Here is a 16,337-nt window from a genome sequence, read left to right on the forward strand (position 1 = left end):
TTCGCGCGGCGGGGTCAGGCCGCCAACCGGTAGCCACGCTTCATCACGGTCTGGATCAGGTCGACGCCGTCCAGCGGGGTGTCGTCGAAGGTCCGCCGCAGCCGTGACACCGCCATCTCGACGGCGTGGTCGTCCACGTCCGTCCAGCTCGGCGTGTCCGCCCGGATCTCGGCCGGGGACAGCACCCGCCCGGGACGGCGGGCCAGGGCCCGCAACACCGAGATCGGGCCGGGCTGGACCGGGATCACCTGGTCACCGATCACCATCGCCTGGCTGCGGATCTCCATCCGGTGCCCCTGCACGTCGAGCCGGAGCGACCGCCCCGGAAGCCTGTCCGCCAGGACCTCGACCAGGTCCGGCAGGGCGGGGCTGGCCGCCACGTACGTGTCGAGGCCGAGCGCCCGGAGCGGCTGCGCCGCCAGGTGACCCAGGCAGGCCGGGACGATGTCGGCGGTCAGCGCGTTGAGCACCTCGCCGAGCACGCCGTCGGCTTCGGCCTGGCGCAACAGGTTCTCGGTGGCGGTCACCCCGGTCAGCGCGACGGCGTCGACCTGCCGGCGGACGATGACCGCGCACAGCCGACGCAGGACGTCGCTGCGCAGCGGCGGGAGGAACCGGTTGGTGACGACCTCGACGACTGTCGCCCCGCTGCGGCGCAGGGCGTCACAGTACTCCCGGTGTGGCTCCGACTCGATCTGCGCCACCACCCGGCGGCCGATCATCGGCTGGGCGAGGAGATAGCGGAACAGATCCTCGGTGGTCGTGGACGTGGTCGCCCAGATCTGGCTCAGGCCGAGGTCCCGCAGCGTGTCGGCGGCGTGCCCGTCGCGGGCCAACAGGCGGGCATGCGTCAGCCGGTCGATGAGCGCGTCGAGGTGGCCGGTCTGCCGGACCACGCGCAGCCAGGCCCGCAGGCCCAGCCCGGACGACACGATGACCTCGTGCACCGGACTCGTCACGCTGGCGCGGGTCGCGCCGGCGACGGCCTCCGCCACCGGTTGGGCCACCGAGCGGACCGCCTGAACGTTGATCGTCCGTGCGGAGGTGGCTTCCAGCAGGGTGGCGAGGTCGTGCCGACGCCGCTCCGACAGGACGGCGACCGTGTACCCCGCCAGATCCTCCACACTGTCCTCCTGTCACACCGGCTTACCTCGCAGGTTGAACGGATCCGGACGCCGCCTGGCTCACCCGGTGGGACGTGTCACCGGGGTGGGCGTCCGCCAGGGAGCCCCGAGCCTTGTCGAAAAGAAGTGTCGCCGTAACAACGTCGACACGGCAGCGGTGTCCAATCTCAACACCACGACGGTTCGATCACCGATCGGTGCTTCCGAAGTGTGGGACCGCGCTCCGATGTGGGCGGCGTTTTGCCTGCTCAAGCTGGATTGCCAAGTTGTTACTGGCGGGTCGGGCCGGGTTTTCGCAAGTTGATCTTGTGAGGTGTTCGTCGGTCCCGTCACGTAACACCCGGGTGACTTCCGGGAAACGCGGCGGTGTTGAAGACTCGGCGCAATCATCGATCGCCCGACGCGATCTGATCGACGAGTTCCGACCAAGAGGGACGGACGGGGCGGTTCGGCCACCGATCCGGAACCTGCCTCGGCAATCGTTCGTCGACCGCGGCTGAGCTACCACTCAACCGCGGTCGACGCCGGACGCAGTGCGGACGGGCAGCCGCCCGCTCCGGTCCAGTCCCGATCCGCAGACCAGATTCAGGAGGGTCCATGGTACGACGATGGGTGCCGCTCGCAGTAGCGACGGCGGTCCTCACCACCGCGGCAGGGTGCGGTGGCGATGCCGACCCGACGTCCGGCTCGCCGGACGCGAACCTCGCCGGCAGGACCGTCGAGGTGGCGGCCACCTGGTCCGGCGCAGAGCAGGCGAACTTCCAGGCGCTGCTGGACGTCTTCGCCGCGAAGACCGGCGCGACGGTGAAGTACACCTCCGGCGGCAACGACCTGCCGGTGCTGCTCAACAGCCGGATCGCCGGGGGCTCGCCGCCGGACGTCGCGTTGATCTCACAGCCCGGGGTGGTGGCCGAGTTCGTGAAGCGGGGCGCGGTCAAGCCGCTGACCGGTGACGCCGCCGCCGCGATCAAGGAGAACTACAGCCCTGCCTGGCAGGAGCTGGGCACGGTGGACGGGCAGCTCTACGGCGTCTACTTCAAGGTCGCCAACAAGTCGGTGATGTGGTACCGGGTCGACAGCTTCGCCGACGCCGGGGTGCAACCGCCGAAGACCTGGGACGAGCTCAAGACGGTGTCCACCGCGCTCGCCGACTCGGGAGTGACGCCCATGGTGGCCGCCGGTGGCGACGGGTGGGTGCTGACCGACTGGTTCGAGAACATCTACCTCCGGGTCGCCGGCCCGGACATGTACGACAAGCTGGCCAGGCACGAGATCCCCTGGACCGACCCCAGCGTGGTCAAGACGCTGACCCTGCTGGCCGACTACTGGCGTACGCCGCGCTTCCTGGCCGCCAACCCGACGCAGACCGCCTTCACCCAGGCGATCGCCGACGTGTTCGGCAAGTCGCCCAAGGGGGCGATGCTGTTCGAGGGTGACTTCGTGGCCTCTGAGATCAACAAGCTGGGCGAGTTGAAGGTCGGCGAGTCGGCGAAGTTCTTCGACTGGCCGTCGGTCGACGGCTCGAAGCCGGCGGTGGTGACGGCGGGCGACCAGGCGGTCGCCTTCAAGGACACGCCGGAGGCGAATGCGCTGATGGCCTTCCTGGCCTCGCCCGAGGCGGCGAAGATCATGGCGGCCAAGGGCGGGTTCATCTCGGCGAACTCGGGGCTGGACCTCGCGACGTACCCGGACGGCACGACCCGGGAACTCGCTGAAGCGGTGGTGCAGGCCGAATCGTTGCGCTTCGACCTGTCCGACCTCACGCCGCAGACGTTCGGCGGAGGGACCAGTGCCCACCTCTGGGTGCTGCTGCAGGACTTCCTCGCCAAGCCGATAGCCCCCGAGGCATTGGCCCAGCAGCTCGAGGCCGCCGCGAAGAAGGACTTCGGAGGCAACTGATGACGATCACGCCCGACCCGGCCCAGGGCAACCGTCCGCTCCCTGCCCAGACAACGAGCGGCCGGGCGAGCGTGGCCGGTGGCCCCGGCGGCCCGGGTCACCGGGACGCCCCCCGTGGCCGACGGGGCACCACCGAGACCGCGGCCAGCCGACGGTCGCGGGAGACCCGCCTGATGGCCGCGCTCTTCCTCGGCCCCGCCCTGGTGCTGCTGCTGGTGCTGGTCTGCTACCCCATCGTCTACACGCTGTGGCTCAGCTTCCGCAACGGTGACGGATCGAAGTTCGTCGGCTTCGACAACTACGTCACCATGTTCACCTCGTCGAACACCCGGCGAGCCATCCTGAACAACCTCGTCTGGGTGATCGTGGCGCCCACCGTGGCCACCACCCTCGGGCTGATCTTCGCGGTACTGACCGAGCGGCTACGCCGGCCGGCCGTGCTCAAGGCGGTCCTGTTCATGCCGATGGCCATCTCGTTCCTGGCCGCCGGCGTCACCTTCCGGCTGGTGTACGACGAGAACCCCGACCGTGGCGTGCTCAACGCGGCCGTCGTGTCGGTGCACGACGCCTTCGTGTCCCCGTCGCGTTACCACGGCGTCAACGCCCGGGAGCAGGGCGAACTGGTGCCGACGGACGGTGGCTTCCAGTCCAGGGGGCCGGTGCGGCCGGGCGAGCCCGTGCAGCTCGCCCTCGTGGGTCTGCCGCCGGACCGGATCCCGAGCGACGCCGAGCCGGCCACGGCGTCCACCGGCGGCCCCGGACTGCAGGGGGTGGTGTGGCTCGACTTCATCCGAGGCGGCGGCGGCAGGGCGGGGATCGTCGATCCCGGCGAGGTGGGGTTACCCCAGATGACCGTCGAGGCGGTGACCGACGGGGGCACGGTGGTCGCCACCACCCGGACCGACGCGGCCGGCCGGTTCGCGTTCCCCGACCTCAGCTCCGGCCCGTACCTCGTCCGGCTGCCCGCCGACAACTTCACCGAGCCGTTCAACGGCGTCACCTGGCTCGGGCCCTCGTTCATCACACCCGCGGTCATCGGGGTGTACATCTGGATCTGGGCAGGCTTCGCCATGGTGCTGGTGTCGGCCGGCCTGGCCGCCCTGCCCCGGGAGGCAATCGAAGCGGCCCGGATGGACGGCGCGAACGAGTGGCAGACCTTCCGGCACGTGACCGTGCCGCTGGTCCGGCCCGTGCTCGTCGTGGTGCTGGTCACCCTGACCATCAACGTCCTGAAGATCTTCGACCTCGTCTACGTGCTCGCACCCGAGTCGTCCCAGAACGACGCGACGGTGGTCGCCCTGGAGATGTACCGGGTGTCCTTCGGCGGCGGCCTGGACTACGGGCTCGGCAGTGCCCTCGCGGTCCTGCTGTTCGCCCTGGTGCTCCCCGCGATGCTGTTCAACATCCGGCGTCTGAGAAGGGACAGCTGATGAGCCACGCCACCACCGACACGGTGCTGGAACTGGTGCCCGCCGGCACCGCGCGGGGCGGCCGGCCACGACCGGGGCCCTGGACCCGGTTCATGATGCGGTTCGGCAAGGCGCTGCTGCGGCTGCTGGTGGTCCTGATCGGCGCCTTCTGGCTGCTGCCGACCTTCGGTCTGGCGGTGGCGAGCCTGCGCAGCAGCGCCGACAACAGCGCCACCGGCTGGTGGACGGTCTTCACCGCGCCGGCCCAGCTGACCCTCGACAACTACGCTCAGGTGTTGCAGAACGAGCGGATCGTCGAATCGCTGTGGAACACGGTGCTGATCACCGTACCGTCGACCCTGCTCGTGGTGCTGCTCGGCGCGCTCGGCGCGTACGCCCTGGCCTGGATGGACTTCCCCGGCCGGGACTGGCTGTTCGCGCTGGTCGTCGCGTTGATCGTCGTGCCGGTCCAGGTGGCGATCGTGCCGGACGCACGCATCTTCCGGACCCTCGGCATCTACGGCGAGATATCGGCGGTGGTCGCCTTCCACGTGGCCTTCGGGTTGCCGTTCGCGATCTTCCTGTTGCGGAACTTCTTCCTGAACATCCCGCGCGACCTGCTTGAGGCGGCCCGCATGGACGGCGCCCGGGAGGCGCTCATCTTCGCCCGGGTGGTGCTGCCGATCGGCTGGCCGGCCATCGCCTCGCTGGCCATCTTCCAGTTCCTCTGGGTCTGGAACGATCTGCTGGTCTCGCTCGTCTTCGCCACTTCCGACAACGCCCCGATCACCTACGCGCTGCGGGAACAGATGCGGTCGTTCTCGTCCAACCTCGACACGATCGGTCCGGGCGCGTTCCTGTCCATGCTCGTGCCGCTGGCGGTCTTCTTCGCCTTCCAGCGCTACTTCGTGCAGGGCGTCCTCGCCGGGTCGGGGAAGTAGCGGGAGGTGGATCCCGGGGTGCGCGCCGGGCACGACCAGCGGGAGCGCGCATCCCGACCCCCGGCACCCGAAGCCGGGTCCACGGCCGGGGTGGGGCCGGGCTCCGCCGACCCCACCCCGGTCCGTCGTCCGGACAGCGTGCCGGCCACCGTCACCGTTCCCGCCGCCGTCGCAGCCTGCGGCAGGACGGCGACGGGGCCGCGCCGGTAGCGACGAACACCCGCGGCCCTCGCCGCGGCACCGGGCACCCCGTCCGATCGAGGGCCTGGCTCAGAAGCACGGACTGAGGCTCGGGCTGGGGCCGGCCGGGCAGTGGCCGTCAGCCGGCCGGATGGTGAGGTTCTTGACAATGATGGTTGATCAAGCCATGGCCGGCCGGCTCCCGGCTGAGGACGCCTCTCCGGCGGCCGGCGGCGCGCTGGTGGCCATCCCGCGGTGCCGTCAAGGAGGGCGCCCACGGTCCGGCACCGGTCGGCGTCAGCTGTCCATACCCGTGCTCGACGTCCCGCTGTGCTACGCCGGGGTGGAGTTGCAGACGTCCACCGGCCTGGTCCGGCTGCACGCCGAATCGAGCGCGGTCATGCTCAGCGGCCAGCAGGCCGCCGTGCTGGCCGTCCTGCTCACGGCGCGGGGAGTCCCCCTGGGCCGGGAGGCGATCTGGGCCGCCCTGCCGCGCGGGTACCGGCCGCCAACGGCTGCCCAGGTCGGCGTGGTGATCGCCAACATCCGAAGGAAGATCGGCGCCGCCCGCATCCTCACCGGGGCGGACGGCTGGTGGATGCGGGACCCGATCGCGCCGGAACCGCTCGACGGCGCCGACGTGCTGTCGTTCGGCGGCCTGCGACTCGATGTCGAACACCGGTGTGTCCTCGACGGGCCGGCTCGGCTCGTCCGGCTCGGCCCGCAGGCGTTCGCCGTGCTGCGGGTGCTCGTCGAGGCGCGGGGGATGCCGCGCAGCGGGAGGCGGATCTGGTCCTCGGTGCCACCGTACGACCGGCCCGCCACGATCGCCGCGGTGGGTGCCGTCATCCACCAGCTTCGGGAACACCTCGGGCCTGACCGGATCGTCACAGGTGGAGGTGGTTGGCGGCTGGCCGGCCCGGTGCCGCCCCGACCGCGCGCGGCGGAGCGTGCCGGCACCTGAGTCCCGCCGCGGACCGGCAGGCGGGGACGGGCATGCCCCGTCCTGACCGGCGGGGACCCCGGTCCGGACCTTGGCCTCCGCCCGCCTGTTTTACGGCAATGCTCGTTTCTGTCGGCAACCGGACTGAAGTCCCCGTTTGGGTATCCGCGGCCGTCTGGACGGGCCGGACTGCCGGTCTGAGTCGTCGATGCCCGCCCGTGGGCTGCGGCGCTAGTTTCGGCGGGCCGTAGTGATGCCTGGGGAGAGCGATGGGATACCGCTTCAACGCACCGCCGAACTGGCCGACGCCTCCTGCCGGATGGGTTCCACCGTCGGGTTGGACGCCGGATCCCACCTGGGGCCCTCCGCCGCCGGGCTGGCAGTTGTGGCTTCCGGACACTCCGGCCCCGGCTCCGGTGGCACCGCCCATGACGGCCGCTGCCACGCAGCCTGCGGGTGCTCCGGCCGTCGTCCCGCAGCAGCACAGCGTCAGTGAGCCGGACATTCCCCTGTTCGGTGCCCGGGGGAAGGCGCGTGAACTGGCCGCGGAGGGAACGCGGCTGCGCAGCGAGTTGGAGCAGGCGCGCGCCGAGCTGGCGGGGCTGCGGGCGGAGATGTCGCGCCTCGGCATGCTGTCGGTGCTGGAGTTGGAACAGCAGCGGGCCAGGCTCGGTCGTGAGCTCGCCGACCTGACGGCGAAGGGCAAGGCGCAGAAGGCCGAGCTCGACCGCCGACTTCGTGGGCTTCGCCAGCAGATCGTGGTCACCGAGGAGACCGCGCTGCTGCAGGAGGCCGGCGTCTACCAGTACCGGCACCCCCTGTCGGACGCGGTCGCCTACCAGAGCCAGCTCAGCCGGATCCAGGACCAGACCAAGGCCATGGCCAGGAAGGACGGCGGCGCGGTCAAGGCCGCTACCGGATGGACGGTCAACGGCTCGGCCACGGAGGGCCGGGCGATGGTCCGGGACTTCTCCAAGCTGATGCTCCGCGCCTACAACGCCGAGGCGGACAACCTGGTACGCGGGTTGAAGCCGTACAAGCTCGACTCGGCCGTCGACCGGCTCGGGAAGGTGGCGACCACGATCGCCAAACTCGGCAAGACGATGCAGATCCGGATCGCCGAGGACTACCACCGGCTGCGGATCAAGGAGTTGGAGCTCACCGCCGACTACCAGGAGAAACTGGCCGAGGAGAAGGAACGGGAGCGGGAGGAGAAGGCCCGGCTGCGCGAGGAGCGACGCGCGCAGCAGGAGATCGAACGCGAACGCGCCCGGCTCGACAAGGAACGCCAGCACTACGCCAACGCCCTAGCCGCCCTGCAGGCCAAGGGCGACGCCGACGGCGTCGCCCAGATGCAGGACCGGCTGGCCCAGATCGACACCGCGATCCAGGACGTCGACCACCGGGCCGCGAACGTCCGGGCCGGCTACGTCTACGTGATCTCCAACCTCGGCGCTTTCGGCGAGAAGATGGTCAAGGTCGGCATGACCCGCCGGCTGGACCCGCTGGACCGGGTGCGGGAACTCAGCGACGCCTCGGTGCCCTTCAACTTCGACGTCCACGCCCTGTTCTTCTCCGAAGACGCGGTCGGCATCGAGGCGCAGATGCACGCACGGCTGGCCGACCGGCGGGTCAACCTGGTCAACCACCGCCGCGAGTTCTTCTACGCCACCCCGGAAGAGGCCAAGGAGCATCTGCTGGCGTTGACCGGCAGCCTGCTGCAGTACGAGGAGGTCCCGCAGGCCCTGGAGTACCGGCAGAGCCTCACCCAGGCGCAGGAGCACGCGGGCGCGCTCACCTGACGTGCCGGGATCGTGGACAGCCGGGACCGGTGCGGGCCGGTCGGGCCAGCGGAATCGCCAAGTTGGAGAGGTACGTATGTCGTCGGTTGGATTGTTCGCCTTCGGGTCAGCAGGCGGAAGCGGAGGTGTCGACCTGGGCGACGCGCCGTTCGTGGTGGTGGACGTGGAGACCACCGGGCTGTCGTCGAAATCCGACCGGATCGTGGAGATCGCCCTGGTCCGCGTCGAGGGAGGCCGGGTGGTCGACGAGTGGGCCACCCTCGTCGACGCCGGCCGGGACCCCGGCCCCACGTTCGTCCACCACATCACGGCGGACATGCTGTCCGGCGCGCCGACCTTCGCCGACGTGGCGGGGGACATCCTGAGCAGACTCGACGGTGCTGTCGCGGTGGCGCACAATGCCCGTTTCGAGGAGGGCTTCATCGCGCAGGAGTTCGCCCGCGCCGGCATCGACACCGCGCCTCTGCCGGCGGTGTGCACCCTGCGGTTGGCCCGACAGGTCCTGGCCGCGCCGAACTTCCAGCTCGTGTCCTGCTGCGCCGCGTACGGCATCGAGCTGCACGACGCCCACACCGCTCTCGGTGACACCCGGGCGACCGCCCAGCTCCTCACCCGGCTCCTGGCGGAGGCACCTGCCCTCCGGTTCCCGTCCGCGCCCGTGCCACTGCCTCGGTACCCCCGCCACGCCCAGCCCCGCACCCGGGCAACCGGCCTACGCAAGGGCACGGACGGGTGGATCCAGTCGCTGCTCGGGAAGCTGCCCTGCTCCACCAGCGACGCCGACCCGGCGTCCGCCGAGGCGTACCTCGCCGCCGTGGGGGATGCCCTCAGCGACGGCAAGCTGACCGGCGTCGAGGCCAAGGCGCTGGCCCGACTGGCCGGGCAGTCCGGCATGGGCGCCCAGCAGGTGCGGGACCTGCACCACCGCTACCTCGACGGACTGCGGGACGCAGCGCTCGCCGATGACATCCTGACCAGCACCGAGTACCAGCAACTCGTCACGGCCGCCCGACTTCTCGGGGAACCGGACTACTTCGCAGACCTCACTGCGCCCGAGGCGGAAACCACGCACCGCACCCGGGCGGTCAAGCAGAAGGGACAACGCGTCTGGTGCAGCCCGTCCGTGTCCGTCGACGCCCGTGACCGCCTCACTCAGGCCGGTTTCGTCCTGGCGGTGAACCTGACCCGCAACGTCGTCGTCGCCGTGATCACCGCGGCGGACCAGGACGACGCGAAGGTCGCGCGGGCCCGCGAACTCGCCATACCGATCCGCTCTGACCTGGCCCTCGACGACATGCTGGGGACCACCGCCACGCCTTCCCCGGCACCCCACCAGCCTGGAGCCGCCACGGTGGGCGTGGAACAGAACGAGTCCCGCGCCGAGCCGACACCGGCCGCCGCGGCACCCGTGCCCACCCCACGCTCACCGCAGGTCGTCGCCGGCTGGTACCTGGATCCGTCCGGGCGGTGGACCTACCGCTTCTGGGACGGCAGAAACTGGACCGAGCGGGCCAGCGCGGGAGACGGCCGCACCTGGTCGGACAGCACCGGCCTACCGCTGTGGTGTGCGCCCACGACGGACGGACTGGTCGACGGCCAGCAGCCGCACACCCTCACCGACCAGATCACGACCATGCAGAAGACCGACCTCCACGCGGCTCTGCTCCTGACCGTCCGGTGCATCGACGCGGTGGAGAACGACGCACGCGTCAACGGGCACGGGGTGGCTCCCTGGTACTACGAGAGGGCCGCCGTCATCCTCGCCGGCCTGGGCGACCCCACCGCCGAGATCGCCGTGCTCGAACGATTCGCCCGACAGAGACACGCCCCCGGGGCCGCCCCGGCCCGGCTCCTCGAACGACTCAGACAACGCCAGGCCACCGCCCACGCGTAGCCGCCACCACCGCCCATGACCCACCACGTACCTGGGTGGGGTTTCCTCCCGGTGCGCTCGCGGGGGCTCGCTCTCACGTCCCCCTCGCTGTCACCGGGCGGCGTGCCGCAGGGCCGGACTCAGCTCGGCAGCGCGTCGCCTCCCGCCGGTTGCGGGGCCGTCGCCATGGTCGTCGGCCAGCGCAGGTCGACCCCCCGCCCGGCCAGTTCGGACTGGAAGTCCTCAAGCAGTTTCGCGCTGGCCCGGACCCCGTGCGGCGATGTCCGGCGGTCCAGGCAGTAGGCGGCCAGCGCGCCGGCGGCCTCCCCGATCGACCACTCGGCCGGGTGCACCCGGTAGCAGCCGTTGGTGATGTGGGTGGTCCCGACGGCCTTGCCGGCGGCGATCACGTTGGTGACCCGCTCGGGCAGCAACGCCCCCAGCGGGATCTCGAACGGGTGCGCCGCCACGTCGAGGTATCCGTCGCCGCCGGTCGTCGGGTGCAGGTCGATCCGGTAGTGACCGGTGCCCACCGTGTCGGGATAGTGGACCGCACCGGCGGCCCCACGCACCGCGACCGACAGGTCCTGCTCGGTCGGCGTGGTCACCGCCACCAGCCGGCGGGCCTCCCTGATGTACGGCGCCTGCGCGAAGCCGTCGGCGGTGCCGGTCACGTCGGGGCGTAACCGCAGGCCGGGGAAACCGGTGCCGCCGTCCGGGCGGGGCGCCTCGGTCTGCAGCCAGTACAGGAACGCCTGACTGGCCTCCCTGGCCCGCCGGACGTGCCGCGCGGCATCCGGCACGTCGAACAGCGGCCCGTCCAGGTAGTCGTTCATCGGCCAGTTGACGAGCGTCACGTCGCTGGGGAACAGGCCGGGCCGGAACGCCCGCCGGTCGAGGATCCGCCGGTACGTCCACAGCTCCGGCGCGATCAGGCCCTCCTCCATCGAGGTCGCCGTCGAGCGGGGGTTGGGGGTGAACCGGCCGGTGACCGGCCGGCCGGTCCGCGGATCGGGGTAGGTCCAGCTGAACAGGGGGCCCGGCCAGCCGGGTGCGGTGCGGGTCCGCCAGTGGTCGTAGTCGGCCGGCCGGTCCACCGTGTGGTCGCCGTCGACGTGGTCGAGGGCGAAGCAGACGGTGGCCGCCTGCATGTTCAGCGGCGCGGGCCGGTCGGGGGCGCTCGGCTCGCCGGTCTGCGCCTGTGACTCGGTGCCGGTGCGGTGTTCGATGCCGGCGAGGGCCAGCAGCTCGCCGGTCTCGCTCGCCTCCAGGACGAGGCTGGCGGCGAGGTGGCGCAGCGTGCCGTCGGCGAGTCGGACGGTCAGGGCGGTCACCGTGTCCCCGTCGGTGTGGGCCCGTTCGACCTGCGCCCGCGTGTGCACGGTCAGCCGGCCCGCCGCGCGCCAGGGGGCGATCATGGCCTGGAGCACGGCCAGCGCCACCCGGGGCTCGTGACACAGCGGGCTGACCCAGCCGTTGCCCGGGTTGAGCGGTCGGGCGGCCCCGTCGGACGCGAGCGGATACCAGGTGCGGTAGTGGTCGCGTACCGCCTGCCGGAACCGCCGGTAGCTGGCCGTCGAGCCGTGCGTCTCGATCCAGGGGTGCTCGTCCGGCGGCACCGCCTGCGAGGTGAGCTGTCCCCCGATCCACCCGTACGGCTCGACGACGACCACCCGGGCGCCGCCCTCGCAGGCGGCCAGCGCGGCGGCGATCCCGCCCACGCCCCCGCCGACCACCAGGACGTCGGTGTGCTGCTCCGCCGTCGGTGTGGTGGTACGCATCAGTCTGCCTCGCCTCGTCGTGCGGTCAGGGAGAAGTGGTAGCGGTCGCCCCGGTAGAGCGACACCGCGCGTTCGACGGCCCGGCCGCGCCCGTCGTAGCCGATCCGGCGGACCTCCAGCAGCGCCGCCGAGGGCGGGATCTCCAGCAGGTCGCACTGCCGGCGGGTGGGCACGACGGCGGCGATCATCTGCTGGGCGACGGTGACCTGGACGTGGTAGCGGTCCTTCATGATCCCGTAGAGCCCGGTGTCGAGGTTCTCGACCAGCAGCCCGGGGAACAGGTCGGCAGGCAGGTGCACCTCTTCGAGGCACATCGGCGCGCCGTCGGCGAGCCGGAGCCGTTCCACCCGGTAGAGCAGTGACCCCTCGGGCAGGCCGAGTTCCGAGGCGGCCGCGTCGCGGGCGACCATCGCGTCCGCGACGATCAGTTTGCTGCTCGGCAGCAGGCCCCGGGCCAGCATGTCCTCGGTGAACCCGCTGAGGCTGGTGCCCTTGGCGATCCGGGTGTCGGAGACGAAGGTGCCCTGGCCCCGGATGGTGTAGATCAGGCCGGCGTCGAGCAGTTCGCGCAGCGCCTGCCGCAGTGTCGTCCGGCTCACGCCGAGTTCCTCGGCGAGGTCCCGCTCGCGGGGCAGGGCCGAGTGTGCCGGCAGTCCCGCGACGCGGTGCCGAAGTTCGGTGCGGATCTGGCTCAGTTTGGTGGTCATCACGAGTCCAACCGGGGATGCGGGCAGGCCTGCGCGAACCTGCGCGTGGTGTTGACCGGGTCCGAGATGGCGGTGCCGACGACGACTGCCCATGCGCCCTCGTCGAACGCCGCCGCGACCTGGGTACGGGTACGGTATCGCCCCTCGGCGATGACCGGAACCGGACAATGCCGACTGAGCTTCCCCACCAGGGCGATGTCCGGTCCGTCGGGGACGGTGCCGGCGGTGTAGCCGGACAACGTGGTGCCGACCAGGTCGGCGCCGGCGTCGACGGCGGCCATCGCCGCGTCCAGGCTGTCGACGTCGGCCATGAACAACGCCCCACCGGCATGGGCCGCCGCGACGAGGCCGGACAGCTTCTCCCCGCCGGCCCTGGGGCGGCCGGTGCCGTCGGCCGCGACGATCTGCGCCCCGGCGCCGGTCAGCGCGGTCACGTCGGCCTCGGACGGGGTGATGTAGACCGGGCTGCCGGGGGTGTGCCGCTTGACCAGCCCGACCACCGGCACCCCGAGGCCGACCATGCCCCGCACGTGGTCCACGCCCTGCCCGCGCAGGCCGGCGGCGCCGCCGAGCACGGCCGCGGCCGCCATCGCCATCATGTGTCCGGTGTCCCGGAACGGGCTGCGGCCCTGGGCCTGGCAGGACACGATCAGGCGTCCACGGATGGCATCGGCCACGTTCATCGGTGTTCTGCCTTTGCGTCGAAGTCGATCTGGACGGTGAGTCCGGGAAACGGGCCGGGGCCGGGTGGCCCGTCGGCCAGGGCCAGCGCACCGGCGAGGGGATCCCCGGCGGCCGGAACCGGCTGCGCCGCGGGCGCTGCGGCCCGCAGCGCCGCGGTGAACGACGACCACACCAGGTCCGTGGCCCGGAAGACCCCGCCGGTGCCGGCGACCGGGACCGGGGTCGCGTCGAGGCCGACCCGGAACAGCGCCCCGACCACCGATTCGGCGAGCAGTTCGCCGGCCCGACGCCAGATCCGTCCGGCGTCGTCGTCACCGGCGCGGGCCAGGTCGGCGACCGTGGTGGCGAAGCCCGCGATCCGTTCCGGGGTCGGTGGATCGGCCCGCCAGCGGGCGGGCAGCGTCTCGACCGGCCCCCAGACGGCGGTCACCGCGTCGGCCAGCCGGCCGGGCGCGGCCCGGTCCCGGTCGCGCAGGGCGAGCCGGATCGCGGTCCGGCCGATCCAGTGCCCCGAGCCCCGGTCGCCGAGGTCGGCGCCCCAGCCGTCGGAGCGGGCGGTCCGGCCGGCGGCGTCGGCGGCGAGGACCACCGCGCCGGTGCCGGCGGCGACGACCGCGCCGGGGACCGGGCCGAGCGCACCGAGGTACGCGGTCACGCTGTCGTCGGCGATCCGCAGCCGCCCGGGTCGACCGAGGGCGCGCAGCCGGGTCCGCAGGGCGTCGGTCGCCGGTGGCCGGCCGTTGAGCCCGGTCATGCCGACGCCGACCAGCACCGTGGTGTCCGGGCCGAGCGGGCCCAGGCCGGCCACCGCGCCGGCCACCGCGTCGGCGATCCGGGCGTCGGCGTCACCGGTCCAGAAGCCGGGGGTCTCGGCGTGCCCGGTCGAGCGGCCGTGCCGGGCCACCGCCCGACAGCCGCCCTGGCCCAGGTCGACCCCGACGCGGACGGGTTCGGCGCCGCTCACCGGCTCACCGCCGTGGTCGACGGCGAAGCGTCAGCGAGGCTGGACTCGGCGTAGTGGCAGGCGACCTCGCGCCCGGCGACCGTCCGCAGCTCCGGTTCGACCTCGGCGCAGCGCGGCTGGGCGAGTCGGCACCGGGTCCGGAAGCGACAGCCGGACGGCGGCGAGGCCGGGGACGGCACCTCGCCGGTGAGCAGGATGCGTTCGGCCTGCGGCGTCGCCCACGGGCGGGGCACGGGGGCCGCCGAGATCAGCGCCCGGGTGTACGGGTGGGCCGGGGTGTCGTACACCGTCGCCGCCGGTCCGGTCTCCACGATCCGGCCCAGGTACATCACCGCGAGGTCGTCGCTGATGTGCCGGACCACCGACAGGTCGTGCGCGATGAACAGGTAGCCCAGCCCCAGGTCGGCCCGGAGGTCGGCGAGGAGGTTGAGGGTCTGCGCCTGGACGGACACGTCCAGCGCGCTGACCGGCTCGTCGCAGACCAGGATCCGGGGCGACATGGCCAGGGCTCGGGCGATGCCGACCCGCTGGCGTTGGCCGCCGGACAGCTGGTGCGGATACCGGTCGGCGAGCTCGGCGGCGAGACCGACCCGGGCCAGCAGGTCGGCGGTGCGGGCCGGCCACTGGTCGCGGGGGACGGAACCGCGGTGCACCCGCCACCCTTCGGTGACGATGAAGGACACCTTCTTGCGCGGGTTCAACGACGAGTACGGGTCCTGGTAGACCATCTGGATCTCGGCGGTCAGCCGGCGTCGTCGGGCCGCGTCGGCGTTGTCGACCCGCTCGCCGGCGTACCAGATCTCGCCGCCGGTCGGCCGGCGCAGGCCGACGATGGTCCGGGCCAGGGTGGACTTGCCGCAGCCGGACTCGCCGACCAGGCCCAGGGTGCGGCCGGTGGTGACGGTGAGGCTGAGCCGTTCCACGGCGTGCACGGCCGCCGCCCGGCGCAGCGGGCCACCGTGGGTCGGGTAGCTGACCCGGAGCTGTCGGACCTCAAGCCGCGTCTCGGACGTCGACACCGGCCATCACCTCCTCGGCGTAGTGGCAGGCCGCCTCGTGGCCGGCGGCGACGGTGCGCAGGGCCGGCCGGTCGGTGCGGCAGGCGCTGCGGGCGACGGGGCACCGGGGGTGGAACGGGCAGCCGGCCGGCGTCGCCAGCGGCGACGGCGGCATCCCCTCGATCGGTGTCAGCCGTTCGCCGGGGCGGTCGGGGGCGGGGACCGAGGCCATCAACCCCCGGGTGTACGGGTGGGCCGGCGCGTCGTACACGGTGCGCAGCGGCCCCGACTCGACGACCGTGCCGGCGTACATGACGGCGACCCGGTCGGCCACGTCGGCGACCACCCCGAGGTCGTGGGTGATGAGGATCATCGACATGCCGTCGGCCTCGCGCAGTTCACGTAGCAGGTCCATGATCTGCGCCTGCACCGTCACGTCCAGCGCGGTGGTCGGCTCGTCGGCGATGAGCAGCCGGGGACGCAGGGCGAGGGCCATCGCGATCACCACCCGCTGGCGCATCCCGCCGGAGAACTGGTGGGGGTAGTCGTGGGCCCGGCGGGCGGCGTTCGGGATGCCGACCCGTTCCAGGCCGGCGACCGCCCGCCGCCAGGCCTCCCGGCGTGAGGTGCGCTGCCGGACCCGGAACAGTTCGGCGATCTGCTGGCCGACCCGGACCACCGGGTTGAGCGCGGTCAACGAGTCCTGGAAGACCATCGCCATCTCGGTGGCGGACAACTCGCGGGTGCGCCGCACCGGCAGCGCGGAGATCTCCTCGCCGTCGTACCGGATGGTGCCGCGTTCGATCGTCGCGCTGTGCCGGGGCAGCAGCGCCATGACCGCGCGGACGGTGACCGACTTGCCGGACCCGGACTCCCCGAGGATCGCCAGCGTCTCGCCCCTGCCGACGGAGAACGAGACGCCGTTGAGCGCCCGGTAGGCGCCGAGCGGGCCGTCGAACGAGACGACGAGATCGTCGACCGTCAACAGGGGGTGGGGGGTGTGCGGTGGTGCGACCATCGGGTCCTCCGGGT

13 protein-coding genes are annotated in these 16,337 nt (G+C 72.3%); 6 read left to right on the forward strand and 7 right to left on the reverse strand.

Translation table 11 applies throughout. From position 1 onward, the window contains the following. Positions 1–14 precede the first annotated feature (14 nt). Positions 15–1,124: a uroporphyrinogen-III synthase gene (locus HDA31_RS10300; RefSeq protein WP_178064872.1), complete on the reverse strand. Its 1,110-nt coding sequence runs from the start codon at positions 1,122–1,124 to the stop codon at positions 15–17. 597 nt (positions 1,125–1,721) lie between these two features. Between HDA31_RS10300 and HDA31_RS10305 the strand changes: the two genes are divergently transcribed. The 6 genes from HDA31_RS10305 (at position 1,722) to HDA31_RS10330 (ending at position 10,192) form a co-directional block, all read left to right on the forward strand. Continuing rightward, complete coding sequence (locus tag HDA31_RS10305) at positions 1,722–3,023, forward strand: ABC transporter substrate-binding protein (protein WP_178064873.1); 1,302 nt, start codon at positions 1,722–1,724, stop codon at positions 3,021–3,023. Positions 3,024–3,196: 173 nt separating this feature from the next. Continuing rightward, a complete protein-coding gene (locus HDA31_RS10310) occupies positions 3,197–4,453 on the forward strand; it encodes an ABC transporter permease (RefSeq protein ID WP_219824888.1) in 1,257 nt (418 codons plus the stop codon). Then, positions 4,453–5,373 carry a carbohydrate ABC transporter permease gene (locus HDA31_RS10315; protein WP_178064875.1) on the forward strand — a complete coding sequence of 307 codons (921 nt, stop codon included), beginning with the start codon at positions 4,453–4,455 and terminating at the stop codon, positions 5,371–5,373. The genes HDA31_RS10310 and HDA31_RS10315 overlap by 1 nt, the downstream gene beginning before the upstream one ends. 493 nt (positions 5,374–5,866) lie before the next feature. Next, the gene (locus tag HDA31_RS10320) at positions 5,867–6,517 is read left to right on the forward strand and encodes a helix-turn-helix domain-containing protein (RefSeq protein ID WP_178064876.1); all 651 of its coding nucleotides are present in this window, start codon (positions 5,867–5,869) and stop codon (positions 6,515–6,517) included. Positions 6,518–6,924: 407 nt separating this feature from the next. Beyond that, positions 6,925–8,298: an SNIPE associated domain-containing protein gene (locus tag HDA31_RS10325; protein ID WP_246383852.1), complete on the forward strand. Its 1,374-nt coding sequence runs from the start codon at positions 6,925–6,927 to the stop codon at positions 8,296–8,298. 76 nt (positions 8,299–8,374) lie between these two features. Next, on the forward strand, positions 8,375–10,192 hold the full coding sequence (locus tag HDA31_RS10330; RefSeq protein WP_178064877.1) for an exonuclease domain-containing protein: 1,818 nt from the start codon (positions 8,375–8,377) through the stop codon (positions 10,190–10,192). A gap of 119 nt (positions 10,193–10,311) precedes the next feature. On the opposite strand, the gene HDA31_RS10335 is transcribed toward HDA31_RS10330, so the two are convergent. Genes HDA31_RS10335 through HDA31_RS10360 form a run of 6 tightly spaced genes read right to left on the reverse strand, consistent with a single transcriptional unit; the run spans position 10,312 to position 16,323 of the window. Continuing rightward, positions 10,312–11,952: an FAD-dependent oxidoreductase gene (locus HDA31_RS10335; RefSeq protein ID WP_178064878.1), complete on the reverse strand. Its 1,641-nt coding sequence runs from the start codon at positions 11,950–11,952 to the stop codon at positions 10,312–10,314. After that, positions 11,952–12,659: a GntR family transcriptional regulator gene (locus tag HDA31_RS10340; RefSeq protein WP_074473018.1), complete on the reverse strand. Its 708-nt coding sequence runs from the start codon at positions 12,657–12,659 to the stop codon at positions 11,952–11,954. Before HDA31_RS10340 ends, HDA31_RS10335 begins: the two co-directional genes overlap by 1 nt. Beyond that, positions 12,659–13,342 carry an N-acetylmannosamine-6-phosphate 2-epimerase gene (locus HDA31_RS10345; protein ID WP_178064879.1) on the reverse strand — a complete coding sequence of 228 codons (684 nt, stop codon included), beginning with the start codon at positions 13,340–13,342 and terminating at the stop codon, positions 12,659–12,661. Before HDA31_RS10345 ends, HDA31_RS10340 begins: the two co-directional genes overlap by 1 nt. Beyond that, positions 13,339–14,307 carry an N-acetylglucosamine kinase gene (locus HDA31_RS10350; RefSeq protein ID WP_178064880.1) on the reverse strand — a complete coding sequence of 323 codons (969 nt, stop codon included), beginning with the start codon at positions 14,305–14,307 and terminating at the stop codon, positions 13,339–13,341. Before HDA31_RS10350 ends, HDA31_RS10345 begins: the two co-directional genes overlap by 4 nt. Further along, positions 14,304–15,326 (reverse strand): ABC transporter ATP-binding protein, encoded by a 1,023-nt coding sequence (locus HDA31_RS10355; protein WP_178064881.1) that lies wholly within the window; start codon positions 15,324–15,326, stop codon positions 14,304–14,306. Before HDA31_RS10355 ends, HDA31_RS10350 begins: the two co-directional genes overlap by 4 nt. Next, a complete protein-coding gene (locus HDA31_RS10360) occupies positions 15,301–16,323 on the reverse strand; it encodes an ABC transporter ATP-binding protein (RefSeq protein WP_178064882.1) in 1,023 nt (340 codons plus the stop codon). The genes HDA31_RS10355 and HDA31_RS10360 overlap by 26 nt, the downstream gene beginning before the upstream one ends. Positions 16,324–16,337 lie beyond the last annotated feature (14 nt).

Origin of the sequence: Micromonospora carbonacea (assembly GCF_014205165.1) — a bacterium.
GTDB lineage: Bacteria > Actinomycetota > Actinomycetes > Mycobacteriales > Micromonosporaceae > Micromonospora > Micromonospora carbonacea.